Source organism: Enterococcus sp. DIV1067f (genome assembly GCF_050543505.1).
GTDB lineage: Bacteria > Bacillota > Bacilli > Lactobacillales > Enterococcaceae > Enterococcus_D > Enterococcus_D entomosocium.
In genome coordinates, this window is sequence record NZ_CP172940.1 from 370573 (window position 1) to 396057 (window position 25485).

Sequence of the window (25485 nt, forward strand, 5' to 3'; positions counted from 1 at the left end):
CCATCATGAAAAAAATCAAACAGCTTTTGGCGCTCCTATTCGCAAGTATTTTCTTTTTTGTACCAACCATAGGAACCGCTTCTGAATTTAACTTTGCCGTCAATCCAGTGATTCCAGAGAATCAAATCGATAAAGAAAAGACTTATTTTGACTTAAAAATGGAGCCGGGAGCGGTTCAAACTGTAGAAGTCCAATTGCGCAATGACACCGATCAAGAGGTCGTCATCGCGCCAGTGATCGCTTCAGCTACCACGAATCTAAACGGGGTCGTGGAATATGGCGAAAACGACATCGAAGCGGACGAAACCTTGCCTTATGATATGGCTGATTTGATTGAAGTGGAGGAAGAGATCACGATCCCGAAACAATCCCAAATCACCTTACCCTTAAAGATCAGTATGCCCTCAGAACCGTTTGAAGGGGTTATTGCCGGTGGTTTGACCTTGAAAGAAACGACAGCGGAAACCGATACTGCTGACAGTGAAGAAGACCAAGGGTTAGCCATCAAGAATGAGTATGCCTATGTCGTTGCGATTTTACTCCGTCAAAATACAACAGAAGTCACGCCGGATCTAAAACTGCTGGATGTTGGACCGGGACAAGTCAACGCCCGCAATACCATCAATGTTACGTTGCAAAATCCTGAAGCAGCTTACTTAAATTCCTTGCGGTTGATCAATGAAGTGAGGAAGAAAGGTGATAGTGACGTCTTGTATGCTTCAGATACCTCACGAATGCAAATGGCACCTAATTCAAACTTCTCGTACCCAATTTCCTTGGAAGGACAACGTTTAGAAGCAGGGACCTATGTGTTGACTTCCGTGGCCTACGGTGGGAAAAGCGATGAAGGACAATACAAAGTGGAGAATGAAGAAGGCGAGGAAGAAAGCTATCTCTATAAATGGAGCTTCGAAAAAGAATTCACAGTGACGGGAGATGTCGCTCGTGATCTTAATAAGAAAGATGTGACGATCGAAACAGATTACACGTGGCTTTACTTCTTGATCGGCGGGCTGTTGCTGCTGCTCGCCTTACTGCTGCTTTTATGGTACCGACGAAAGAAAAAAAATGAAACGGATGAAGCGTGAGCACCTTGAGAAATACTTGATCGATGGCTTGATCATCGCAGGTATCCTCTTGTTGGCACTTCCTTTTTTAAAAGAAAGCATCGTCAGTTGGCAATTACGCACAAGCGAATTGACGATAGCGACCCAGCTGCCGACAACGATTCCAGAAGAAGAAACGATTCAAATGCCGGCTCTAGGGGATGTATTGGCTCCGCAGTCGGCAACGATCACCGGGTACGGCTTTGTTGCAATTGAAGCGATCGAGTTCCAGCAGCCACTATTGGTGGGGCTAACCAATCAGCAGCTGCTGAAAGGCGGTGTCGTGATGTTTCCGGAACGTTTGTTAAAAAATAACAATTTTGTCGTTTTAGGGCATCATCTCGGTAGACAAAGTTTGTTATTTGGTCAATTGCTAGAAGCACAGGTGGGGATGGAAGTGTCCGTAACCTACCTCGAGGAACGCCAGCAGTATATTATTATCGATAAAAAAGTCGTAGATGAATCCGACTTGTCGGTTCTAACAGATGACCAGACACCAAAGTTGACATTGATTACTTGTCCCACACCTACTCGAACAGAAGAACGCTACGTGCTGACAGCGATTCCTGTTGAGCAAGCAACTGCCGGACAGTCGCAAAACACAGCGACCATGGGCAGTACGTCACAAGGCGCGAGAGTGATGGCTAAAAAACAAGAAATGTTATGGAGACAACAATCTAAAAAAAATTGGTTTCTTTTATTTGTTATTTTATTTATAATTAGTGGATGTCTGCTTGGCGTTCACAAACTGTTGAAACGTTCAGCGCCGTAGAAAGAGCATCAAAAAGAAGCTCTGTTGATAAGGAGGGTGAAGAAATGAAACGCAGATTTGGTTTTGTCATTGGTGCCTGCATGATTATTGGAATGATCGATCTTGTCACAGAACAAGTTGTTTTTGCGACTATCTATAATCCGCTAGACCCCTCAGAAGAAATCGTCCCAAAGGATCCGCCAGAAGAAATTACGGAGAAAGCAGATGAACCGCCTGCAGAAAAGGAAGAATCCAAAGAATCACCGGCTCCTGAACCGGAACCTGTTCCGAAAAAAGAACAGGAACAATCCGCATTTCCAGAAAGCAGTTTTTTGGAAAAACAGAAGCACTTAGCACAACGAGTCATGTTGGAAGATGTTTTTGCGTCGGATCGTTTGGCTGTCGATTTAGCACTGCCGGGAAATAATACGGATGGTGACGGGGATGACAAACCTTCGTATCTTGCCAGCTTATGCTATTTATTTTCAGGAAACGTTCTTTATGGCCAAAAAAATAACGGAGGCTTGAAAACGCATGTTTGTGACATTTTTGAATAAGGCGGACAAACGAAAATTGATGATGCTACAATATTTGGAAAACGCAGTCGCTCTTTCTGAAACGAAGGAAACATTGATGGATCAATTGACCATGTCGGAATTTCTGATCAACAAAACCGTTCAAGAATTGAATCTTGATTTTTATGAACTAGGATTGAATGAGGAATTTGAGATCGTGACCGATGGGACGGTCATTAAATTGAATGCCTCCGGGCTGGCAACTTCTGACACACTACTGACCTATTATCTAGATCAAGCGTTAAAATTTTCTATGTTGAAAGAATGCTTTTTTGAGCAATTGTCTTCTTTATACGAATTTGCTACCAATCACTATCTAAGTCATAATCCCGTCTATAAAGAATTTAAACAATTCAAACTGATCTTGAAAGAATACGACATTGAAGTGACGAAAGAGTTTCAGCTGGTTGGTGAAGAAAGTGAGATTCGGGAGTTTATTTTTCTCTTTTTTATGAAGGAATATTATTTGAACCATTCCCCTTTCCCAAAAGGTATCTTGGACAAAGAAAAGACGTTTGATCGATTCAATGAAAGTACTTGGCTGAATCCAGAACAGTCTGCCCGCATGCGGATTCGCAAGAAACATTATCTAGGCATTGTTTTAGCGCGGATGTCTAAAGGACATTACATGCAAAACAATGTGGAAAATGATTTAGTCTTACCCAAACATTTAGTGATTATTGAAGAATTGAAGCGCTGGTTACAAGAGATCTTGACGATCACCGATCAAGAAGTCCTAGAACGTGAGGCACGAGATATTTTGCGCTTCTTGATCGTTGAAGGCTGGTTGATCGACAACAATAGCTACATCGACCAAGAACAAACCTATATCCAACAATTAAACGAGCAGTTTATTCAGGCAGTCCAACAGCAGTTTTCGCTAGCCACGGACACGTTGGCACTGCTTCATGCCGAAACGACTACGATTCATTACCAGCTCCTGTCGTTTTCTTTTAGTTCTCGCTATGAGTACCAATACATGGATGTCACGTATTTTCTTGAGACGTATCCTGAATATGCTGCCTTTTGCCGCAACTATCTGGAAGAAAGTCGTAATCGACCGATCTTATGGAACAATAAAGAGTTTTTGTTTTTTAGATACCTTATTTTATTAGTTTCTACGATTCCATTAAAAGAGATTTTGGTTCCTTTATATGTCTGTGTTGATTTTTCATTTGGTGATTCCTACAACCAGATGATCAAAAAGAATATTGAAAAAATTCTCGATTTGAATGTGCAATTCCAGAGTTACCCAGATGATCACACGCACCTGATTCTTTCAAACCTGCCATTTTATGGTGCGTTGGGGATCGACCATATTTTATGGCTAGCACCACCTAGACCCATCGATTGGGCCAATTTTACTGAAAAAATCAGCGTGATTCGCAGAGAACAATTTCAAACCAAAATGGCACAGTGAGCATCCTGCCGTTTAACTATCAAAAGCAGCGTCTGCCTCAAATGAAGGCAGGCGTTTTTTGCAGAAATCTGCCATATGCAAAAAGCACACAGGGATCTATTGCCCTGACGAAGTGTTCGGATAAGGTCTGTGAAAAAGGACCATTTGATAGGATTTTTTTTTGCTAGAAAATTTGGTATGATAGAAAGAGAAGAAAAAGAGGTGCCCTATGATGGATGGGAAACAAACGAAGGCTGTGATTGGCCAGACATTGATCACCCTTTGTGAGACCAAAGAAGTGAATAAAATCAGCGTACAGGAGATCGCCGAAAAGGCGCAAGTCAATCGGCAGACGTTTTACTACCATTTTCCTGATAAAAAAGCTTTGATCCAATGGATCTATCGGCAAGATGCCCTGATTTTTTTGACGACAGAAGATGTCTCCCTTGATAACTGGGAAGAAGCCGCCTTGCGCATGCTGAAAGCAATGAAACAAGCGCCGGCCTTTTACCGCAAATCACTGGCTTATGACCGCGAGATCTTAATGAACGGTTTTTTACAGATCACAGAACCGCTTTTTCAGCGCTTGTTCTTGGAGGTCGATCAAGAGCAGCAATTGACGAAACAAGACATTCTATTTTATAGCCGATTCTTTTCCTACGGCTGCGGAGGCATTTTGGAAAATTGGATTCACAACGACTTTCCAGAGACCCCATTAGAGATTGCGACGCAATTGTTTCGTTTGGCGAAGGATGTGGAATTTTTTGGCCACCAAATCTATGAAAAAGAGGAGCAGTAAGCGATGACGAAAGTTTTATTTGTTTGTTTAGGTAATATTTGCCGTTCCCCCATGGCAGAAGCTATTTATAAAGCAGAAATAGCAAAACACAAGTTGGATTGGCAGATCGATTCGGCAGCGACCAGCTCATGGGAAGTCGGACATTCTGCTCATCCCGGAACCAAAAAAAGACTGCGTCAAGCAGGGATCTCTAGTGACGGTCTTATTTCAAGGCAGATCACTGAAGCGGATTTTGCCACATTTGATTGGATCATCGGCATGGATGCGAACAATGTTGAAACACTTCAAGCGCTAGCACCTGCCGATACGACCGCAAAGATCCGTTCGTATTTGAGTGTTGTTCCTGGCAAAGAGGCTGAGGAAGTACCAGATCCTTATTATACAGGAGATTTCGAAGAGACCTATCAACTGCTGCAAGAGGGGATTCCTTATTGGCTAGAGGTTATTTCTTCTGAAAAATAAGGCGTGTTCGCTTGTATTTTATCAAAAATTTGCTAAAATAGAACCATGGAAATGCGAACGTATGTGTGGTTTTAGAAACTGCTGCAACGCGCAGAAAGGAATGTCCAATGGAAAAGAAACCATCGCCCATCAAACAATTGGGCAAACTCATTGTGATGACATCCACAACGTTGCTGGATACCTTTTTCAGTGATGATGCTGACAAGAAGAATCAGTCTGAGAAAGTCAAAGAAATCCGGCGAACGCTGCAAGAGGCAGCCGCTGCCAAGCATCTGGTCGTGCTGCAAGTAAAAACAGAGAAATTGGGTGGTTTTGAAACCGTTACCGGCTGGATCGTCGGCAAAACGGTAGCAAAAGAACAAGTTGTCTTGAAATTACAAAGCGACCGTCAGCAGCTGCGGATTATTCCCCTGCATCATGTGCTGAAAGTTAGCACCTTGAATACAAAACCCGGCTTGTAAACAAGCCTGTGCATAGCAAAAAAACCGGCTCTTTGTCAATAAGGACTGATGAGTTGCGTAAAATCAAATCTGGGTCAGAATGAACCACATTCTGGCTCAGATTTTTTGTTATCTTACTTTGATTAATTGATTGATCAAAAAGATTCTAATTCTCATGTTCTCGAATGATTTAAATCCGTAGGATACTCGTTTCATTGTCTTTATGTGGGTATTCTTCGCTTCTATTTTTCCATTGGAATAAGGATAGATCATTGCGTTGGTGATGCCTTCTTCATAGGTCAGAAGGTTTTGAAGCTTCTCCCGAAAGCTGTCATCTAACGTTTTGGGAAGTTCTGTCAATAAGGAGAAAAACAAGTCAGGGTCTTTGTCTCGAAAGGCTTCAACTAATTCATGAAAAAAGGGATACGCCTCCTTCAGGGGCGTAGAAAACTCAAGCAATCGATCAATCATCATTGCTTCAGTAAGAAATGGGTATTTTGGTGCTCGGAAACTTTTCCATGTTTTGTATTCATAATGGTTGATGTTTGCACGATTTTTTAGCAAAAAGCGCCAGTTCTTTTTCAGTTTTTCTGCCTGGCTTTTCTGTCCGGCTTTACGAAGTTCATTCATTTCACGGATACGCAACTCATTGAACGCTTGATTCATGTGTTTGACAATATGAAACCGATCAATCACTACTTTCGCATTTGGCAGAACACGTTTGGTGAGCTGGAAGTAGGCGGCGTTCATGTCTGTCACCAAGAATTCTACTTCTTCTGGATTGGTACAACCTAAGAAATAGCTTGTTAATCGAGGTAATTTACGCGTAGGCAAAACATCTATTAATTTTCCTGTTTCGCCATCTGCGCAAATAAAGCTCATTTTATCTTCTATGGAAGCATGCGAACGAAATTCATCAACCATCAATACTCTGGGGAGAATCTTCTTAGATTGCTTTGGTAAATAGCTTTTAAACTCTTTCAATGTACGAATAACGGTGGTCAAAGATACCTGACAGCTTTTCGCAATAAAAGATAAAGATACTTTTTCAGTCAGTAAAGAAGCAATTTTATATCTAACATGATTTGCGATTGAATGTCTGGGTTGGACAAAATAACTTTGAGCAGTCCAATGGGTTCGGCAGTTTTTACAGGTATAGCGCTGCTTTTTTAGGCGCATAACCAAAGGCATCTGATTGTATTGTTCAAAACGGACAATCGTTTCCTTCTTCCCATTTTTCACTATAATTGTTTTCCCGTTTCCATCTACCACAGTAGAACCACAACTTCTACAAGCACGAGGAGTAGGCGAGAGAACAGCATCGACGACCAACGTCTTTTTCTTCTGAAGGGTCTCGTAAGAGACCTCTATAATCATCAAATCTTTCTCTATTATTCTCAGCATTTTTTTGATAGAATCATTCATATAGCATATCGTCCTCTCAGTTGTTTATTTTGTGGTGATTTAATCATACTAGAGAACGATATGTTTTTTAATACCTAAAATGAAAATGGGACTGAAGAATCAATTCTGATTCATCAGTCCCATAAATTATAGAGCCAAAAAACCGCTGCGTCATTAGACATAGCGGTTTTTTAATTGCTAGTTACGCGTGCTTGTTTTTGACTTCTGCGAGTCGCCAAGCGGTCATCACAGCGATCAGTTCGTAAGGGATCGGCTGTGCAAAAGAAAACTGGACCGCCCCTTTACTGGTCTTGTATGGTTGTAAGTCCTCTTGGAAGGCCGTGATCGCAGAAGGCGTGGGATAAAAGCCTAGATGCTGTTTGGCGCAGGCAAAATGTACGATATTTTCTCCCTGATGATAAGTAGGCATTTGATAACTGATCTTTTCAACCGCTTCAGGTAAAACGGCTTTGATGGTTTGACGGACCTTTCTTAAAATCGCTTGTCGTTCTGCTGGAGCTGCTGCAATGTATTGGTCAACTGTCGTAATGGCTGTTGTCATAGGCCACCTCCTGCCTTTAGTATACGGCAAACCCCGTAAGAAAAAAAGGAGCCTGTCAGTGGGTAGCTGACAGGCAAGGAGTAAAAATGAAAAGTGTTAGTTAGGGTTGTTTGTTGGGTTATGTATACTATACTGTCCAAATATGAATTTTTTGTGGAGAAAAGATTGGAAAGTGTTTAAGTTTGCTGGCTGCGAAAATAAGTAAAAAAAGACCCGTCGGTGGGTGGCCGACGGGAAGGAGTTAAAAATGAAAAAGTGTTAGTTAGGGTTGTTTGTTGGTATACATAGAGTATACGAGATAAATATGAATATTCTGTGACAAATCTTTTCGGAAGTTCTTAAGAAACCGTAACGGTTTGGTTACAGAGAAAGGTTCTTTTCATCAAAACGGTTTTTCAACGTACGATACAAATCAATGTATTGCCGATCGTCTGCCGCATAATCCCAAATATAACTCATTTTTTCTGGTTTGAGTTTTTTCATCAACTGATTGGAACTAACGATGACATCATAATTTTCTTGCTGGTTTAGATCATAAGGTTCTGCTGCTACGAAGGTCAAGTCATGTAGGAATTGATTCAATCCTTGAACGACTAAGAAATTATCTTCTAACGCAACCCCTACCCGTAAACGATTCGAATAACGGATTTGATCATAAAACGGCAGCAGGGCGTGGGTATACATCGTTGCCATCTGCTCTTGGTTTTCATCATTGATATAGTCCACCGCTGATTCTTCGCGATAGTTCGTTAAGAATTCATCGATTTTTTGCTGCAGCTGCTCTTCAGCAGACCCGCGATTGATCGAGGGTGTCAGCAAGCGATAGATATTTGGAAACGGCTGACGGAAAACGTAGTTGCCGAAAGTCACATTGATTAAATTACCCACGACCAATGGCTCGTCTAACAGGCCAGGTTGTGAAGCAAAGAAGGTTGCTTTCATCTCTGCTAACAAGTCTGCGACTAACGGATAAACTGGGTTTTGTTTGCTTGAAAAGAATTGCAAGGTTTGTTGCAAAGCTTCTTCTTCAGGACTCAAGTAGAATGGGAAGATTTGCGCCATCAAATAAATAAACCCTGATTCGCCTTTTAATTGTTTGTCTGTCATTGAAACTTCAGGATCAACGACTTGTGTCAAACGCTCAAAATCGAAATATGGATTATTTTTCATCAGGAAATTGTACCGCTTGTCGTATTTGGCAAAATTCCCTTTTTTGATTCGTAAAAGAATCAAGGCGGCGAAATACTTCAACTCTAATCGGCCAAGATAAGAATGAGTCATTGGGAAATACTCCGTGAATCGATCCACCATTTTTTCTGTCTCACTCTCAGCGATCGCAAATGGCCATTCTATTCCACGAGTACCTAACCAAATGATATTGAATAGGGAGAGCCGCACAAGACGCTCATCGCCCACTAAGTTTGATTCAGTGTACGTAAAGCGAAGCTGAAATTGCTTCAAATGTTTTTTTAGATGTTCAAATTTGCGAGACACCGTTGAACGACTGACATCGTATTTTGCACAAAAATCCGTGATCGTAGGATTGTCTTCATTCAGCATGTAAAGAACATATAAGAACGGAACGCTTTTATTCAATAAATAGAAGCGGTATTCATCGATCGTTACCGCGATATTCTGAGGCTGTAATTTACCGCCACGACCGAGTATCGACATATGATCCGGAGTTAACTCAGTTAGATCTTGGTCGATCTCAGTCAACTCTATAAAAGCTTGTTGGTAGCTTAACTCCATTTCCTTTGCCAATTGTGCGATTGGGTGGCTAGGGTTTTGCAGAGTCAGCATACGCCGGAATATTTTAAATTTAATTAATGTTTGCGGGTCCATCATAAGTTCTTCATAAAACATAGGTATCCTCCTTTGTGGCTCTATTGTATCTTTTTTTTACGAAACTGTCAGTCTTTTTAATCAAAAAAATAGCCTACCCTTTAAAAAAAGGTAGGTTATTTTCATCTTTTTAACTAATTTAGGCTGAAACAGGGTCTTTTTTGAACCACGACCATAGCAAACCGATCAAAAATCCGATCGCAGCTGGTACGACCCACCCCATCCCGATTTGGAAAAAGGGCAGATAATCTGACGCAAAAGACAAGATTCCTTGCACGAAAGCGTTGTTGGTAATCACTGCAGGACTCGCATTTAAGCCGTCGATGATTGCAGCGATCAACGTGAAGTATGTCGTCATTCGATAGACACTGGCACGATGGTTAAATAATGGACTGATGATCGCCAACAAAATCAAAGTGATCGCCAGTGGATAGATAAACATCAAGACTGGAATAGAAAACTCGATGATATTGGTCAAGCCGACATTAGCGAAGATCGCTGGTAAGATACTTGTCAAAGCGATAAAGAATCCGTAGCTTTGCTTTGGAAACAATCCAGCAAAGGTTTCGGAAAAGGCCGTGATCAAACCAATGGCGGTTTTTAAACAGGCAGAGATGACGATCAATGCCAATAGCAGACTGCCGACAGTGCCAAGGTAATGGTTGGCGATTTGTGCCAAAGCGATCCCACCGTTTTCGCTGATGGGAAACTGGCCTAAACTTTTGGTTCCCATATAAGAAAGTAAGGTATAGATGATCCCCATCAACACGATGCTGACAGAGCCGGAAAGGATCGTGTCTTTTGCGACCGTCGCAGGTTTCTCAACCCCCATATTGCGAATCGTTGAGACGATGATGATCCCGAAGGCTAAAGATGCCAGCGCATCGAGAGTATTGTAGCCGTTTGTGAAACCAGTAAAGAAAGCATCGCTTTGATAGCTAGGATAGATCGGCGCATCGCTGATGGTTCCTAGTGGTTGCCAAAAGGCAAAAAAGAGCAAAACTCCTAGTAAGACCAGAAACAAGGGATTTAGAAACTTCCCTACATAATCTAAGATTTTGCTAGGTTTGCGTGAAAACCACCAGGCAGCTCCAAAAAATAGGGCAGAGAACAACGCCAATAACCAAGTTTGCATGTCTGATGAAACATGGGGAGCGATCCCGATCTCATAAGAAGTAGTAGCCAAACGAGGCAGAGCAAAGAATGGCCCAATCACTAAATAAAGCAAAATCGTAAATATCATTGCATAGCGGCGATTGATCCGAGAAGCTAATTCAAAAACACCGTTGCTTTGGGAAACGCCAATAGCAATGACCCCTAAAAATGGCAAGCCGATCCCTGTAACTAAAAAGCCAAGGTTGGCTAAGCCGACATTCGCGCCAGCTTCTTGTCCCATGTGAACGGGGAAAATCAGATTTCCGGCACCAAAGAAAAGACCGAAAAGCATTGATCCAACATACATGTAATCCTTAAACTGTAACTTTTTTTCCATAAATGAAAGCTCCTATAATTCCTTAGTTTTAAAAAAAATAACAAAGTTTCTAACAAATAGCAATGGTTTTTTGTGATTTTTTGATAAATTCTGACAATTACTCCTCCTGCAATAAAAAAACACTTAGCATTGAATTCTTCCAAGCTTACTGAAAAAGGACGAAAAAGCTCGGAAGAAGACCGCTAAGTGTTTCAAGACAGAAAATTAATTCAACACACGGGAAAGGAATTCTTTGGTGCGTTGCTCTTTTGGATGAATAAAGATATCTTCAGGCGTCCCTTGTTCGGCAATGACACCTTGATCCATAAAGATGACCCGATCAGACACTTCTTTGGCAAAGCCCATTTCGTGGGTAACGATCACCATCGTCAAGCCAGTATGAGCTAACGTATTCATGGTCTTCAACACTTCACCGACCATTTCTGGATCTAGCGCAGAAGTCGGCTCATCAAACAACATGACATCTGGATTCATCGATAAGGCACGGGCAATGGCTACCCGTTGTTTTTGTCCACCTGAAAGCTGGGAAGGCTTGGCATTGGCATATTGAGCCATACCGACTTGCTCCAGATTTTCTTTGGCAGTCGCTTCTGCTTCTTTGCGATCACGTTTCAAAACAGTGACTTGGCCCGTCACGCAGTTTTCTAATACATTCATATTGTTGAATAGGTTAAAGGATTGGAAAACCATTCCTAGATGCGTACGGTATTTCGGCAAGTCATAGCCTTTTTCCAGCACATTTTCACCTAAGTAGATGATTTGCCCACTGGTTGGTTTTTCTAATAAGTTGATGCAGCGAAGAAGTGTAGATTTTCCTGAACCAGAAGAACCGATGATCGTGACAACTTCTCCTTTATTAACAGACAAACTGATGTCTTTTAAGACTTCGTTGTCGCCAAAACTCTTTTTTAAATGGTCAATTTCAATGATTGCTGACATGTTCTTCCTCCTTATTCGTTCGGGTTGATGTCTTCTAATTTGACATACGCACTGGGACCATCCATTTTGCGTTCAACAAAGCGTAAGATCTGGGTGGCACTGATGGTCAAGACTAAGTAGATCACACCGATGATCGCAAATGTTTGGAAGTATTGGAAGTTCGTTCCAGCGGCTGATGTACCTTGGAAGAAGAGGTCTGCAACACTGATAACACTTAAGACGGCAGTATCTTTGATATTGATAATGATCTCATTTCCGGTAGCTGGTAAAATATTGCGCATTACTTGCGGCAACACGACTTTGATCATGGTTTGCCAATGAGTCATTCCGATGGCTTGAGCTGCTTCAAATTGGCCGTCATCTACAGCAAAAATCCCCCCACGAACGATTTCAGACATGTAGGCACCCGTATTGATAGAAACGATCAGCACGGCTGCCAGCGTGCGATTCATGGAGACACCAAAGGCTAGAGCAGTTCCGTAGAAAATAACCATTGCTTGAACCATCATTGGGGTGCCGCGGAAAACTTCTATATAGATGGTCAGTAAACCATTGACGATGCGTTGGAAGAAACGTCCTACTGGATTTTCTGAAAGCGGCAATGTCCGGAAGATACCGACTAAAAGACCGATAATCAATCCGATGATCGTTGAAAGGATCGCGATGAATAAGGTCAAGCCAGCGCCTCGTAAAAAGAGCATGCCGTAATCATCAATGATTTTTTTAAAATCAGCGATCAGACCTTGATCTGCCGTTTCTCCGCTGGCATCTGCAGGTTGATCTAAGACTGCTTGATCCATCAGGGAAACCCGTTCTTCTTCAGAAATTCCTGCAAGAATCTCATTGACTTTTTCAACATCGGGATCGCCTTTGCGCATTCCGACTGCTACTTGGACGTCTTCTGGATTGGTTTCAAAACCGGCGCCTTCATCGAACTCGACCATCTTCAAATCAGGATTTGCCCCGACGGCAGTGACGCCTTCTGGACGTTCGCTGACGTAGCCGTCAATGATGCCCGAAGCTAAAGCAACGCGCATGGAGGAGAAGTCCCGCATGGCTTGTTCTTTTTGGACCTCAGGGATTTGATCTATGACCGTATAATGGAAAGTATTCAGCTGGGCAGTGATTTTTGCCCCCGAAAGATCAGCGAGGCTTTTGGCATCGGCGAACTCGCCATCTTTACGAACCACTACCACCAAATCTGATTCATAGTAAGGATCGGTAAAATCAATTTGCTCGCGACGTTCGGCAGTTGGTGACATACCAGCGATCACAGCATCGATAGTCCCCGCTTGTAAAGCTGGCGGCAGACCGTCCCATTGGGTTTTGACGATCACTAATTCTTTGCCTAAGCCTTCAGCGATTCGTTTGGCGATCTGGACATCGTAACCGCCGGCAAACGCCGAGCCTTCTTCCCCAGAAATCGGCACGGCACCATTGGCGTCCGTCGTTTGCGTCCAGTTAAATGGGGCATAGCCTGCCTCCATACCGACACGGAATTGTTCCGCAGGCGTTTGGTCATCCGCTTGCACGGTTAGGGGCAGCTGAATGAGGGTTAGACAGAGGGCGAAGACTGCCCAGATCCAATTATTTTTTTTCATTTTTTCTCTTTCCTTTCACGAGTTGGACAAGCAGGTAAGGATGAAAAAGCAAAAAAACAGCCGTACTCCATGATTGGAAAACGGCTGTTGACAGGTCATCGTCGACAAACCTTTCACAAAACATAGCGCAACTTAGACAAGCTAAGACAGTCCGCAAATTGTTCATTTGCGGCCCAACAAAATCGATGCAAGCAAAACCGACCTTGTTTCGGCGATGTTCCCTAGCTCTGCTGTAAACGTGTTGCTTCACTCAGCAGGATTAATGAACCTCGCGACCTCTACCTAAATGTTAAAGGGTACTCGTATTTAATTTGATTCTTCTCAGAGTTTAGAAGAAAAGCACCCAAATGTCAATTCTTTTTAACAAAAAAACGACCATTTCCCTATTTTTATCAAAGAGAAAGCGGATCGTTTTTACGAGTGTCTATTGGAACCCTTAAGCGACTTTCGCTTTTGGTTCACGGCCTAAAACAGCTTGGATGACTGTCAAAGCAAGCAATAAGCCAAGTGCTAGATAGATGAGGCTTGAGTATTGTGTAACGCCCCAATCTTGTCCGAAGGTACGGTAAACCACAAGGACGCTGGCTTGAATGATTGCTGTGATGACATTTAAAAAGCCGAATGCCCATAAATTGCCATTTTCTTTACGTGCTAAATAGAAGATAGAGAAATATAAGCTGACTGCCAACCAACCGAAACTGATAATGATCATTGCCCAATAAATAATAGCTGCTACCAATGTATTTCACCTCACTTTGATTCGTGACTAGTTTACCACGTTTTTTGTTCCTTGTCATGAAGGAATCTCTTTCTTTGTGAGGCAAAAAACAAAGAGCAAAAGCAGTAATGAAAAGATCATCTGCTACATTTGCTATTGGAGGGTTTACTGAAAAGAGACGATTTTTCTAGATCGGTTCATTTTCAGCTGTGTATAATAGAAATAAACTGTTTTTTGCAGAAAACTACGAGTTAAGAATCAATTAATAATTAGTTAATAGCTGATTTAGATCTGCTTGCTAGAATGAGCACAGAAGCAAGCAAGGAGGAAGTAAAAATGGAAAATGTTCTTAAAATCAAAGGATTAAACAAACGTTACGGCAAACAGCAGGCGCTACATGATGTCGATCTAACGATCGCTAAGGGAGATATTTATGGATTGGTGGGGAGAAATGGTGCTGGGAAGACGACCCTATTAAAAGCGATCGTTAGTTGATCCAACCAACTAGTGGCAGTCTGCAGTTGTTTGATGTTGAAGGCGGCAAAGCGTACACTCAGATGCTGAAACGGGTCGGTAATGTGATTGAGACCCCAGTCGCTTACGACCAATTGACCGCTGAACAAAATTTGAACTATTATTGCAAAATCAGCGGGGTGGTGGAACCTGAGGCGGTCAGTAAAGCATTGGCGTTTGTCGGATTGACCAATGTTGGCCACAAGAAATACCGTGATTTTTCTTTAGGGATGAAACAAAAACTGGGCTTAGCGATTGCTTTATTGAATCAGCCGGATTTTCTAATTTTAGATGAGCCGATCAATGGCTTGGATCCTGTAGCGATCGTTGAATTTCGGGAGCTGCTTTTACGATTGAATCAAGAACGTGGCATGACGATTTTGATCTCCAGCCATATTTTAGAAGAGCTGTACCTAGTGGCTACACGTTTTGGGGTCATTAGTGAGGGGCGTCTGATCAAAGAGATGACCAAACACGAATTCGATCTGATGGCGAAACGGTTTATTCAATTAGAAGTGGATGATGTAGCCACAGCTAGCCGCTTGCTAGAGAGTCAGCTGATTTCCGAATATAAAGTCGTCAGTGACCACAAAATTCATATTTATCAAGAGAATGTGTTGATTCGTGACTTGGTCCGTCAGCTGGTTTATGAAGGGATCGCTATCGACCGGATTTCTTTTGAAGGGGAAAATCTAGAGTCGTATTTCAAAGAGTTAGTAACAAGTGAAGGGGGAAATTAAGATGTTGAATTTTATTCGAGCCGATTTGTATCGTTTATCAAGAAGTAAAAGTTTTTGGATCACAGAAGGAATTATTTTATTGTTGGTGATTTTATCCGTTGTTTCCAATGGTAGTGTAGGGGTCACTCTTGGGGATAGTACGCAAACAGCAGGCAGCCTTACGGAAATGACTGGCTTTCTGGCGATCCAGACCAGTTTGTCTTCCATGTTGCTGTATTACTCCTTGCCATTGGTGATGCAGGTCTTAGGCAGTGAGTACACGAAAGGGACCATGAAGAATATCATTACCGTTGGTGTCTCCAAACCCGCTTATCTTTTTGGGAAATTCTTGGTTTATACATTGGTGCTGGTCTTACAGATCGTCGCGATTTGTTTGGTGAGCTTTGTAGCGGGAACGGTTATTGGGGGGATTGGTTATAATGACCTTTCACAGATAGAAAAGTTGTTGTATTATTTCGTTAGTTTTGTACTGATTTTATTAGCGACTTCCTCTTTTGCAGTGCTAGTTTTGTATTTGACCAAAAATACAGCGGTCAGCGTGTTGGCGACGATTTTTATTCCGATGGCCTTTGCGATTGCCCGAATCTCTTTACCCAACTGGAAGTTTTTAGAATACTTGGACTTTCAAGGCGGTTTAGAGATGGTGACCATGACTACTTTCCAAACATGGGAAACAGTCCAACCCATTTTTCTTGGGAGCCTGATCAGTTTATTGCTTTGCCTCTTGGCTGCGCATCTGGTGTTTAAGAGACAAGAATTGTAAGAGCAGAAAAACGCCCAACCGTATCGACTAGTGAAGGTCGAGCGATTGGGTGTTTTTTGTGTATAGCCATGAGTTAGTGGGATTCAACGGACTGCTGCCAAAAAAGGGTCAAACGAAACGTCTCTTCGGTTGTATCCAATTGGATCTTGCCGTCTAATGCATTAGTCAATGCCGCGATGATATACAGACCAAGTCCGGCTTGCTGTTTATGCCGTGAAAGGTCTTCGGTATAAAAGCGGTGGGTCAATTTTTCTGGGTGCTGGATCGGTGATCTCAGCTGATTTTCCTGTTGGAAAACGATGCGATCTCCTTGCTGATTCAAGCGGATCGTCCCCGTTTCACTGCCATGTTCCAGCAGGTTACCAAGGACATTTTGGAAAATTCGTTGCCAGCTTTTTTTATCTGAAATGATCATGATGTTGGGTTGGATCGCAACCGTCAGTGATAAATGGTTTTCCTCAAAAGAAGGATAAAGCTGGAGCAGTTCTTCTTCCAATAAACGAGAAAGATTGAATTCTTCCAAAGTCAAAGCGAGCTGATTGTCTTTGAGACGCTGATAGGTCAACAACTGTTCCAGATGATTTTCGACTTTTTCTAGGTTGCTGCTGACTTTATCCAGCAGCTGTAGTTGTTGCGGGGTGAGGGTCGCATCGGCTTGCAGCAGTTGTGTGTAGCCGCTGGCGACCGTCAAAGGTGTGCGTAAGTCGTGAGAGATATTTTGAATGGCTTGTTCCAACTGCTGGTTTTCTTGCAGCATTTGATAGTGTTGCTGCTTATTTTTTCTAAGTATCTGATTGTTTAACAAGGCGATCGCTTTTAAAGCGGGGACGCGGGTCTGTAAATGGATCTCTTGATTTGTTTCGATTTCGCTGATTCTTGTTAATTGCTGGTGGTACTTTTTTAGATCATATAGTAAGAAAAACCAATAGCCAAACAATAACACAACGATCAGAGCGGCGAAAAACTGAAGTATATGCATGAGGTTCCTCCTTTTTAAGCTAGCTTGACGCCGATGCCCCAGACAGTATCGATATACGCTTCATCTGGATCGAGTGTTTTGATTTTGCTGCGTAAATGGCTGATATGGACATTGATCGTGTTTTCTTCACCGTAGTAAGGTTCTTGCCAAACAGCTTCATAGAGCATTTCTTTGGTATAAACTTTTTTGGGGTTCGCTAAGAGCAGGGAAAAAATCTCAAACTCCTTTTTCTTTAACTGAACCGTTGCCTCTCCTCGTTGCAGCTGAAACGAGTCAGGCAACAGTTGAATGTTTTTATACGAGTGGCTGCTGGCAACTGGAGGGGGTTGTTTATTTGTTCGCAATTGAACAATGATACGTGCCTTTAATTCTTCGACATTGAAGGGTTTGGTCAAGTAATCATTGGCCCCCGCCAGCAAAAGGGTGGAAACATCGGCTGGTTCATCTAAGGCAGTCAAGATAATGACGGGGACCGTGGAGGTTTGGCGAATCTCTTGCAAGACTTGTGTCCCATCTTTACCGGGGAGCATTCGATCTAGCAAAATCAAGTCGAAAGCATCTTGCTGAAAAAGCAGCAGACCTTCCGTGCCTGAATAGGCTTGCTGGACGGTATAGTCAGCTGCTAAAATAGTAGCCAACATTTCGCTGATCTCATTGTTGTCTTCGATAATCAAAATTTTCATTTGGTTTTCCCATTCTTCTTGTATTTATTGCATTTATTATAAGCAATTCCGCAAGAAAAAGCATTAGTTGCTTTTAAAAAAGAAAATGGCTGATTTTTCGCAAAAACGGTTCTTTTTCGGTTAGAATAAGAGAAAAGCCATAAAGGAAGTTAGAACGATGAAGGTATCTATTGAGCAAGCAATCGCAACGGTCACCGCCGCATCATCCGTGACCTTTTTGACGGGTGCCGGTGTTTCAACCCCATCGGGCATTCCTGATTACCGTTCCTTAAAAGGGGTCTATCAAGGACTGGCCCAGCCAGAGTATTTGTTAAGCCATGACTGTTTAGAAAACGAACCGGAAACATTTTATCAGTTCGTCAAGCACCTCTACCATCCTCAGGCCCAGCCGAACATCATTCATCAAAAAATGGCTGCGCTGCAAACGAAAAAAACAGTTTGGGTCGTTTCACAAAACATCGATGGACTGCATGAAAAAGCGGGGAGTCACCAAAGAATCGATTTTCACGGCTCCTTGTACAACTGTTATTGCCGAAAATGCGGTAATCCGGTACCTTGGCAAGCGTATTTGCAGGATTGGCACCATGCAGGATGTGACGGTCAGATTCGGCCGGCGATCGTGCTTTATGGGGAAGGATTTACGGATGAAACCATTGAGGGAGCCATTCAAGCCGTTGCTCAAGCCGACCTGACGGTGGTCGTGGGGACTTCGCTGCAAGTCTATCCTTTTGCAGGGCTAGTCGATTACAGCCAGCAGGTGTTGGTCATCAATAAGGAACCATTGGCGATCCCGAATGAATATGGCATGTTGACCGCAGCAGCCGAAACGTTTTTCCAGAAAATTGAATGAAGGAGTTTATGATATGACACAACGTACCGAAAAAGAGAAAATGATTGCTGGCGAATTGTACTTTTCCCCAGATCCAGAATTGGTGGCAGACCGGAAATATGCCCGTGAACAAATGAACCTGATCAACCAAGAAACTGATACAAAAATCAAAGAGCAGTTACTAAAAGAAACTTTCGGCTCTGTGACTGGTCGAATCTATATCGAACCGAATGTCCGCTTTGATTATGGCTACAATATTTCTGTCGGCAAAAACTTCTATGCTAACTACGACTGTGTGCTATTAGATGTTTGTCCAATTACCTTTGGTGACAACTGTATGCTGGCACCCAATGTTCGGTTGTTTACGGCGACTCATCCATTGCATCCGGTCAAACGAAATAGCGGCTTAGAATTAGGGGCACCGATCGTGATTGGCGATAACGCGTGGATCGGTGGCGCGGCCACGATTTTGCCGGGGGTGCGCTTAGGTAACAATGTCGTGGTGGGGGCTGGCAGTGTGGTCACAAAATCATTCCCAGACAATGTTGTGCTGGCGGGAAATCCGGCACGGGTCATCAAGACGATCGACTTGGAAGAAGAAAACAACCAGCAAGATCCTTTGGCTGTTCAGCGAGCGGCAATCGATGACATTGATTGGCAGCTCACGCATCTTTTAGAAAAACGCATGAGTACAGTTAATGAAATCGTGCAATTGAAGAAAAGTAGTCAGTTGCCGGTTTTAGATGAAAATCGTGAAGAGAAAGTGCTGGAAAATATTCGGCAGGCGATTTCAAATCAAGCCTATGAGGAAACGATTTTAGCCATGTTTCAATCAATTATGAAACACTCAAAAACCTATCAAGAGAATCAATTGGAGGAATGAGTATGGATGGAGCAACACGTCGAGAAACGATTTTAGCGGCATTGAAGCAAGCGGACAAAGCGATCAGTGCCAGCAAACTGGCAGAATCACTAGGAGTCAGTCGCCAAATCATCGTTGGGGACATTGCCTTGCTGCGAGCAGCCGGTGAAGCGATCGCGGCCACTGCTCGCGGCTATCGACTGCAAGCACTGTTGAATGAGGCGGGGCATGTCAGCAAGCTAGCGGTGCAGCATCGGCCTGAACAAACCGAAGAAGAATTGCGGATTTTTGTCGCTTGTGGCGTGGAAGTGGTCGATGTCATCGTTGAACATGAAATCTATGGAGAGATCACTGGCAATTTGCAGATTCAAACAGACCAAGACGTGACTGATTTCATCAACAAAACCAAACATGCAGAAGCCCGCTTGCTCTCAGATTTAACCAATGGGGTACACTTGCATACGTTGCGTTACACCGATCCTGCGGCTCTGGAAAAAGCCAAACAACAGTTAGCAGAAAAAGGCATGCTCTATCAAAATTGAGGCGTAAACCATTCTGGCAAGGACGCTATCGGCAGTCTTGGGGAACACTTAGATGAAAAAATTGTGATTTTTTGTTGACAAGACGTTCATTTTCCAGTAAAGTACAACTCAACAAGAATAATGAATCTGTTGAGAAGGAAAGTAACCGCGGATACTTTAAAGAGAGACTCTGGTTGGTGGAAAGAGTCAAGTCAGAAGCGATGAAAAATGGCCTTGGAGGATTGATTGTCGATAAGTAGGCAATCACGGATGCGCACTACCGTTACAAAGTGCACCAATCTCTAGCACGGCTAGACGTTGGGTTGAGGGAAGGGAAACCTTCTAAACAAAAGGTGGTAACACGAGTATTCGTCCTTTTACTAGCAAACGCTGGTAAAAGGACTTTTTTTATACACAAAAATCAAATAGCACCACACACGAAGAATTGGTAAGTACAAAAGCACGTTTTTTCAACAGAGAGCTTCGGTAGCTGAAAAGAAGCATCAAACGACTTTTAGAAAATGGCCAAGGAGTGATTCGTTCCGAGCAGTAGTTTGCAAGGCGACGACGGTAGCGACCGTTATCTGGCTAGAGTATGATCGTACTCGAAAAGGAGCTGTATGCGAGTACAGCTTAAACTGAGGTGGTAACACGCAAAAAGGCGTCCTCAAACAAGTCACAGGTGACTTGTTTGAGGATGCCTTTTTTTTATTGAAAAAGACAAGAACTAGGGGGAAAACGATGATTTCATTAAAAGATATATCAGTAACATTCAATCAATCAAAGAAACCCGCGATCCAAGCGGTCAAAAACGTATCGATCGAGATCGACAAAGGGGACGTGTACGGCATCGTGGGTTACTCAGGCGCCGGGAAAAGTACACTCGTCCGTGTGATCAACTTATTGCAGCGCCCAAGCAGCGGCAGCGTCGTCGTCAACGGCACGGAGCTGACCACACTTTCTGCGAAAGACCTGCGAGAAAAACGGAAAACGATCGGAATGATCTTTCAGCACTTCAACTTGATGGACAGCCGCAATGTTTTTGATAACGTGGATTTTTCCTTGAAATATGGGGGACGGTCCAAACAGGAACGTCATCAAAAAGTAACCGAGCTGCTGGCGCTTGTTGGATTGGAAGAAAAAGCCCAAGCGTTTCCTAGCCAACTATCTGGAGGGCAAAAGCAGCGGGTCGCCATTGCCAGAGCTTTGGCAAATGATCCAGAGATCTTGCTGTGCGATGAGGCAACTAGCGCCCTTGATCCGAAAACGACCTTACAGATATTGGCTTTGTTGAAAAAATTAAATCGGACTCTCGGTTTGACCATCGTGATCATTACCCATGAAATGCAAGTTGTCAAAGAAATCTGCAACAAAGTGGCAGTGATGGAAGACGGTGAAGTTATTGAGCAAGGTTCGAGCGTTCAGATTTTTAGCCAACCAGAAAAACCATTGACCAAAGATTTCATCCGAACGGCGACGCACATCGACCAAGCCTTAGAAACGATCCTCGGCAGTTCGAAGTTTTCTTCCTTGGCACCGAATGAATGGCTGGTGGAGCTGTCCTACGTGGGGGATCAAACCAATGAGCCACTGATCGCCCAATTGTACAGTCGCTACAAAGTGACCACCAATATTCTTTACGGTAACGTGGAGATCTTGCAAGAAGTGCCGATCGGCAGCTTGGTCGTTAGCTTATCCGGAGAGTACCAACAGCGCAAACATGCCTTAGAATATTTGAAGTCTCAAGGAGTGTACACCAATATTTTAAAAGAAAATCATGCAGAACCATTAAACAATGTGATTAAAGGAGGATTTTAGATGGCTGCCTTATTAGAAAGATATTTTCCCAATGTTGTTGCGATCCAAGATGAATTTGTCGCAGCAACGATCCAAACCTTGTATATGGTTTTTTGGACCTCCTTGATCGCGGGCATCTTAGGCATCTTGTTAGGGATCGTCCTGGTAGTGACTCGACCGAGTGGAATTTTAGAAAATCGACCACTCTTTGAATTTCTCGATAAGGTCATCAATGTGGTCCGCTCGATCCCTTTTATTATCTTATTGACGTTGCTAGGAACCTTTACCCGATTTCTTGTGGGAACGACGATCGGCGAAACAGCAGCATTGGTTCCTCTGATTGCTGGGATCATTCCTTTCTTTGCTCGGCAGATCGAGATTGCCTTGCTAGAAGTTGACCCCGGTGTCGTGGAAGCAGCCGAAGCGATGGGCACCAGTCCTTTCGGCATCATTTTTCGGGTCTATTTGCCAGAAGGCGTGGCGGGAATCATTCGGGTCTCTGCATTGACCGTGATCAATGTGATCGGATTGACCGCCATGGCAGGAGCAGTTGGCGCTGGCGGTTTAGGTAACTTAGCCATCACCCGCGGGTACAACCGATTCCAGACCGATGTCACGATCATGGCGACCTTGATCATCTTAGTATTCGTTTTTATCAGTCAATTTGTCAGCAACCTACTCATTAAACGAGTATCACACTGACCACCACTTACGTACAAATAAAAAAACAAGCAAGTCTATGGAGGAAGAAAAAATGAAAAAAATCGTACAATCAATCGTTTTAGGGGCAGCATTATTATTTATTACCGGATGCGGAAACAATGGCAGTGCCGCAGCCACTGATCAAGAAGAAGTCACTGTGAAATTAGGAGTGATTGGCGCGGACACCGATGTCTGGGATGATGTCAAAGATCGTTTAAAAGACGAAGGCATCAATTTAGAATATGTCCAATTCTCTGATTACAATCAACCCAACGCAGCATTAGCTGATGGTTCCATTGACCTCAATTCATTCCAACACCAATTTTTCTTGGACAATTATAATAAAGAATTTGGTACCGATCTCGTATCGATCGGCAATACAGTCAACGCGCCATTAGGCATTTATTCCGACAAAGTGACGGATGTCAACGACTTGGCTGAAGGAGCTAAAGTTGCGATCCCGAATGATGTGACCAATGGTGGTCGGGCATTGCTCTTGTTACAATCAGCTGGATTGATCAAAGTGGATGAAGCAGCCGGACAAACACCAACGGTCGCGGATATTACTGAAAACCGTTTGAATTTAGAAATTTCGGAACTTGATGCAGCGCAAACAGCCCGGGCACTTTCCGATGTCGATGTTTCTGTTATCAATAGCGGCATGGCGGTAGATGCAGGATTTGTGCCTACCGAAGATGCAATCTTTTTAGAGCCTGTTGATGAAACGGCCCGTCCTTACGTCAACATCATTGCCGCCCGTAAAGAAGATGAAGACAATGAAGTTTACCAAAAAGTGGTTGCTGCTTACCAAACAGAGGATACGAAAAAAGTCATCGAGGAAACGTCAAAAGGATCAAGTGTTCCTGCTTGGGAAACCTTTGGAGCAAAATAAGTGCTATGTAATTTGATAAAAACACTGAAAAAAACCATGTAAGAAAAGGAGAGATTTGATTATGACAACAGCAACTATTACAAAAGCAACGATTAAACCATTTATCCAAGAGCGTTTAGCCGCTTATCAAGCCTTGGCATTAGATATCCATAATCACCCAGAAGTCAGCAACTATGAGTTTTACTCAGCCGATGCCCTGATCGCCCAATTAGAAAAAGAAGGCTTTGCTGTTAAAAAGGATGTCGCAGGACATCGTACCGGCTTTGATGCCCGCTATGTCAGTGGAAAACCGGGCCCAACGATTGCCTTTTTAGCTGAGTACGATGCGTTACCAGGGATCGGTCATGCTTGTGGGCACAATCTCTTCGGGACTTATTCCGTCTTAGCAGCCAGTGCCCTGCAACCTTTCATCGATGAGCTAGGCGGGGAGATTCGAGTCTATGGGACGCCAGGAGAAGAAGGTGGGGAAAATGGTTCCGCTAAAGGCAGTTTTGTCCGTGAAGGGTTCTTCAATGATGTCGATGCCGCTCTTTGTGTCCATCCAGCCCATCGCTATGGCAAAACGACAGCGTCATTAGCCAATGATCCAGTGGATATCAAGTTCTATGGTCGAGCTTCCCATGCGGCAGCTGCACCAGAAAAAGGCATCAACGCGTTAGAAGCATTGCTACAAGTCTTTAACGGGATCAATGGATTGCGTCTGCACTTACCAAAAGACGTCAATATTCATGGTGTGATCACCGATGGTGGCGTGGCAGCCAATGTCGTGCCAGAATATGCAGCCGGTCGTTTTTATTTACGAGCAGCCAATCGAGCGACCTTGAACGATGTCTACGAGAAAGTCGAAAACATCGTCAAAGGAGCCGCTTTAGCCACGGGAGCGACCTATGAATTCGGTTTGTTCCAAAACTCCGTCGACGATGTGATCGTGACACCAAGTTTTGATGAGATCTTCTTTGCCCATGCCCAAGAAGCGGGCGTACCTGCCGATGAGATCGATACGGAAGCCAAAACAAGTCTTGGTTCTTCTGATGTCGGCAATGTCAGTCAAGTGATCCCGACGATCCAACCCACCGTTTCGATTTCAGATGACTACATTGCGGGTCATTCGGAAGAATTCAAAGCCGCTGCCAAGAGTGAAAAAGGCTTGCAGTCGATCGCTATCGCGGCTGAACTTTTAGCGCTGACCGCGTTAGATCTTTTTGAACAACCGGCGTTATTAGAAAAAATCAAAGCCGATCATCAAGAAAGCCTAGCAAAAGGCAATTAACGCCAAAACCTTGAAGGAAGATATCCAGAGGATACTCAATAATATAGAAGAAAAAAAAGTCTCTGCCGCAAAATGTCGGTAGAGACTTTTTAGTTAGTCGATGACTAAAATGCCTTCTTTCAATGAAAAAGGATTTTGTTGATTGATATGATCGTAGAACATGACCCCGTTCAAATGATCGATCTCATGCTGAACGACGATCGCAGGATAGTTCTTTAAACGAACTTTTTTCTTTTTGCCGTTGATGTCGTAATAGCTGATCGTGATCCGGGCATGGCGTACCACGTAGCCAGGGACTTCACGGTCCACGGACAGGCAGCCCTCGCCTTCACCCAAACAAGCTTCTTGCACGGAATGACTTAGAATTTTAGGATTGTAAAGAACATCTTTAAAATCAGGTTCTGCTTTTTCTGGGTCGCTGCTAGGGACGAGGACCGCTGTGATTCGTTTTGAAATATCTAATTGAGGAGCTGCTAGACCAACACCACCTCTTAATTCGAGTTCTTCTGCCTTGACTGGGTCTTGGCTGTTTTCTAAAAAGGTCATCATTTCTTTTCCTAGTGCGATATCTTCTTCGCTCAAAGGAAAAGGTACTTCTTTTGCTACTTCACGCAAGGTTGGATTGCCTTCGCGAATAATATCATCCATTGTAATCATTGATGATGTGATTCCTCCTACTATGTAAAAATGACGAAAGCAAGTTTCGTTCCTAATAAAGTGTACCACAAGTGCAGAAAGAAGGGCATAAGAAAGTTTAAAGGGTAAAGCTTTCTTATTAAATGAAACGATATTTCTATATATAAGATTTAATTATGAAATATAGTTGCGAACAGGAAGAGAA

General features: G+C 43.2%; 25 protein-coding genes, 1 pseudogene, 1 riboswitch and 1 other annotated feature. Of the genes and pseudogenes, 16 read left to right on the forward strand and 10 right to left on the reverse strand.

Features of this window, described 5'->3' with window-relative positions; genetic code table 11:
* Nucleotides 1-5 precede the first annotated feature (5 nt).
* The 7 genes from IGJ42_RS01760 to IGJ42_RS01790 all read left to right on the forward strand — a co-directional run bounded on the left by IGJ42_RS01760 (nucleotide 6) and on the right by IGJ42_RS01790 (nucleotide 5553).
* Nucleotides 6-1088, forward strand: coding sequence for a DUF916 and DUF3324 domain-containing protein (locus IGJ42_RS01760; protein ID WP_008376254.1), 1083 nt, complete (start codon nucleotides 6-8; stop codon nucleotides 1086-1088).
* The gene (locus IGJ42_RS01765) at nucleotides 1078-1878 is read left to right on the forward strand and encodes a class A sortase (protein ID WP_008376252.1); all 801 of its coding nucleotides are present in this window, start codon (nucleotides 1078-1080) and stop codon (nucleotides 1876-1878) included. The genes IGJ42_RS01760 and IGJ42_RS01765 overlap by 11 nt, the downstream gene beginning before the upstream one ends.
* 44 nt (nucleotides 1879-1922) lie before the next feature.
* On the forward strand, nucleotides 1923-2414 hold the full coding sequence (locus tag IGJ42_RS01770; protein WP_008376250.1) for a hypothetical protein: 492 nt from the start codon (nucleotides 1923-1925) through the stop codon (nucleotides 2412-2414).
* Nucleotides 2392-3852 (forward strand): helix-turn-helix domain-containing protein, encoded by a 1461-nt coding sequence (locus tag IGJ42_RS01775; protein ID WP_016619638.1) that lies wholly within the window; start codon nucleotides 2392-2394, stop codon nucleotides 3850-3852. The genes IGJ42_RS01770 and IGJ42_RS01775 overlap by 23 nt, the downstream gene beginning before the upstream one ends.
* A gap of 208 nt (nucleotides 3853-4060) precedes the next feature.
* Nucleotides 4061-4630: a TetR/AcrR family transcriptional regulator gene (locus IGJ42_RS01780; RefSeq protein ID WP_005227190.1), complete on the forward strand. Its 570-nt coding sequence runs from the start codon at nucleotides 4061-4063 to the stop codon at nucleotides 4628-4630.
* Between the two features lie 3 nt (nucleotides 4631-4633).
* Entirely contained in the window at nucleotides 4634-5092 is a 459-nt protein-coding gene (locus IGJ42_RS01785; protein WP_005232347.1) for a low molecular weight protein-tyrosine-phosphatase, read from the forward strand.
* A gap of 107 nt (nucleotides 5093-5199) precedes the next feature.
* Nucleotides 5200-5553: a hypothetical protein gene (locus tag IGJ42_RS01790; protein ID WP_005232346.1), complete on the forward strand. Its 354-nt coding sequence runs from the start codon at nucleotides 5200-5202 to the stop codon at nucleotides 5551-5553.
* Nucleotides 5554-5661: 108 nt separating this feature from the next.
* On the opposite strand, the gene IGJ42_RS01795 is transcribed toward IGJ42_RS01790, so the two are convergent.
* From IGJ42_RS01795 to IGJ42_RS01825, 7 genes are all read right to left on the reverse strand, one after another.
* Nucleotides 5662-6957, reverse strand: a complete 1296-nt coding sequence (locus IGJ42_RS01795; protein ID WP_429946989.1) for an ISL3 family transposase — start codon at nucleotides 6955-6957, stop codon at nucleotides 5662-5664.
* 181 nt (nucleotides 6958-7138) lie between these two features.
* Entirely contained in the window at nucleotides 7139-7498 is a 360-nt protein-coding gene (locus IGJ42_RS01800; protein ID WP_005232344.1) for an iron chaperone, read from the reverse strand.
* A gap of 360 nt (nucleotides 7499-7858) precedes the next feature.
* Complete coding sequence (locus IGJ42_RS01805; protein ID WP_005232342.1) at nucleotides 7859-9364, reverse strand: helix-turn-helix domain-containing protein; 1506 nt, start codon at nucleotides 9362-9364, stop codon at nucleotides 7859-7861.
* Between the two features lie 118 nt (nucleotides 9365-9482).
* Nucleotides 9483-10835 (reverse strand): branched-chain amino acid transport system II carrier protein, encoded by a 1353-nt coding sequence (gene brnQ / locus IGJ42_RS01810; RefSeq protein WP_429946990.1) that lies wholly within the window; start codon nucleotides 10833-10835, stop codon nucleotides 9483-9485.
* 204 nt (nucleotides 10836-11039) lie between these two features.
* The gene (locus IGJ42_RS01815) at nucleotides 11040-11774 is read right to left on the reverse strand and encodes an amino acid ABC transporter ATP-binding protein (protein WP_005227196.1); all 735 of its coding nucleotides are present in this window, start codon (nucleotides 11772-11774) and stop codon (nucleotides 11040-11042) included.
* An 11-nt stretch (nucleotides 11775-11785) separates the two neighbouring features.
* Entirely contained in the window at nucleotides 11786-13375 is a 1590-nt protein-coding gene (locus IGJ42_RS01820; RefSeq protein ID WP_005232337.1) for an ABC transporter permease subunit, read from the reverse strand.
* 115 nt (nucleotides 13376-13490) lie between these two features.
* Nucleotides 13491-13664: riboswitch (Lysine riboswitch) on the reverse strand.
* A 147-nt stretch (nucleotides 13665-13811) separates the two neighbouring features.
* Nucleotides 13812-14114 carry a hypothetical protein gene (locus IGJ42_RS01825; RefSeq protein ID WP_429946992.1) on the reverse strand — a complete coding sequence of 101 codons (303 nt, stop codon included), beginning with the start codon at nucleotides 14112-14114 and terminating at the stop codon, nucleotides 13812-13814.
* A 315-nt stretch (nucleotides 14115-14429) separates the two neighbouring features.
* On the opposite strand from IGJ42_RS01825, the pseudogene IGJ42_RS01830 reads away from it, so the two are divergent.
* Together IGJ42_RS01830 and IGJ42_RS01835 are read left to right on the forward strand one after the other, a co-directional pair.
* Nucleotides 14430-15346, forward strand: a pseudogene (locus tag IGJ42_RS01830) (ABC transporter ATP-binding protein).
* 1 nt (nucleotide 15347) lies between these two features.
* Entirely contained in the window at nucleotides 15348-16109 is a 762-nt protein-coding gene (locus IGJ42_RS01835) for an ABC transporter permease (RefSeq protein WP_429946993.1), read from the forward strand.
* 73 nt (nucleotides 16110-16182) lie between these two features.
* Here the strand turns inward: IGJ42_RS01835 and IGJ42_RS01840 are convergent, their stop codons facing one another.
* Together IGJ42_RS01840 and IGJ42_RS01845 are read right to left on the reverse strand one after the other, a co-directional pair.
* Nucleotides 16183-17088, reverse strand: a complete 906-nt coding sequence (locus tag IGJ42_RS01840; protein WP_005232328.1) for a sensor histidine kinase — start codon at nucleotides 17086-17088, stop codon at nucleotides 16183-16185.
* Nucleotides 17089-17102: 14 nt separating this feature from the next.
* The gene (locus IGJ42_RS01845) at nucleotides 17103-17771 is read right to left on the reverse strand and encodes a response regulator transcription factor (protein WP_005232327.1); all 669 of its coding nucleotides are present in this window, start codon (nucleotides 17769-17771) and stop codon (nucleotides 17103-17105) included.
* 157 nt (nucleotides 17772-17928) lie between these two features.
* Here IGJ42_RS01845 and IGJ42_RS01850 point away from each other — a divergent pair, with 157 nt between their 5' ends.
* From IGJ42_RS01850 to IGJ42_RS01880, 7 genes are all read left to right on the forward strand, one after another.
* Complete coding sequence (locus IGJ42_RS01850; protein ID WP_005232325.1) at nucleotides 17929-18621, forward strand: NAD-dependent protein deacylase; 693 nt, start codon at nucleotides 17929-17931, stop codon at nucleotides 18619-18621.
* A 13-nt stretch (nucleotides 18622-18634) separates the two neighbouring features.
* Nucleotides 18635-19483: a chorismate mutase gene (locus tag IGJ42_RS01855; RefSeq protein ID WP_008376222.1), complete on the forward strand. Its 849-nt coding sequence runs from the start codon at nucleotides 18635-18637 to the stop codon at nucleotides 19481-19483.
* A complete protein-coding gene (locus tag IGJ42_RS01860; RefSeq protein ID WP_016611442.1) occupies nucleotides 19480-20004 on the forward strand; it encodes a transcription repressor NadR in 525 nt (174 codons plus the stop codon). Before IGJ42_RS01855 ends, IGJ42_RS01860 begins: the two co-directional genes overlap by 4 nt.
* Nucleotides 20005-20124: 120 nt before the next feature.
* Nucleotides 20125-20363: a binding site (T-box leader), on the forward strand.
* 361 nt (nucleotides 20364-20724) lie between these two features.
* Nucleotides 20725-21801, forward strand: coding sequence for a methionine ABC transporter ATP-binding protein (locus IGJ42_RS01865; RefSeq protein ID WP_008376218.1), 1077 nt, complete (start codon nucleotides 20725-20727; stop codon nucleotides 21799-21801).
* Nucleotides 21802-22482, forward strand: coding sequence for a methionine ABC transporter permease (locus IGJ42_RS01870; protein ID WP_005232318.1), 681 nt, complete (start codon nucleotides 21802-21804; stop codon nucleotides 22480-22482). It abuts the gene before it with no gap.
* Between the two features lie 52 nt (nucleotides 22483-22534).
* Complete coding sequence (locus IGJ42_RS01875; RefSeq protein ID WP_008376213.1) at nucleotides 22535-23374, forward strand: MetQ/NlpA family ABC transporter substrate-binding protein; 840 nt, start codon at nucleotides 22535-22537, stop codon at nucleotides 23372-23374.
* A gap of 61 nt (nucleotides 23375-23435) precedes the next feature.
* Nucleotides 23436-24644, forward strand: coding sequence for a M20 family metallopeptidase (locus tag IGJ42_RS01880; RefSeq protein WP_005232314.1), 1209 nt, complete (start codon nucleotides 23436-23438; stop codon nucleotides 24642-24644).
* A gap of 93 nt (nucleotides 24645-24737) precedes the next feature.
* Here the strand turns inward: IGJ42_RS01880 and def are convergent, their stop codons facing one another.
* Nucleotides 24738-25301 (reverse strand): peptide deformylase, encoded by a 564-nt coding sequence (gene def, locus IGJ42_RS01885; RefSeq protein WP_008376209.1) that lies wholly within the window; start codon nucleotides 25299-25301, stop codon nucleotides 24738-24740.
* Nucleotides 25302-25485 lie beyond the last annotated feature (184 nt).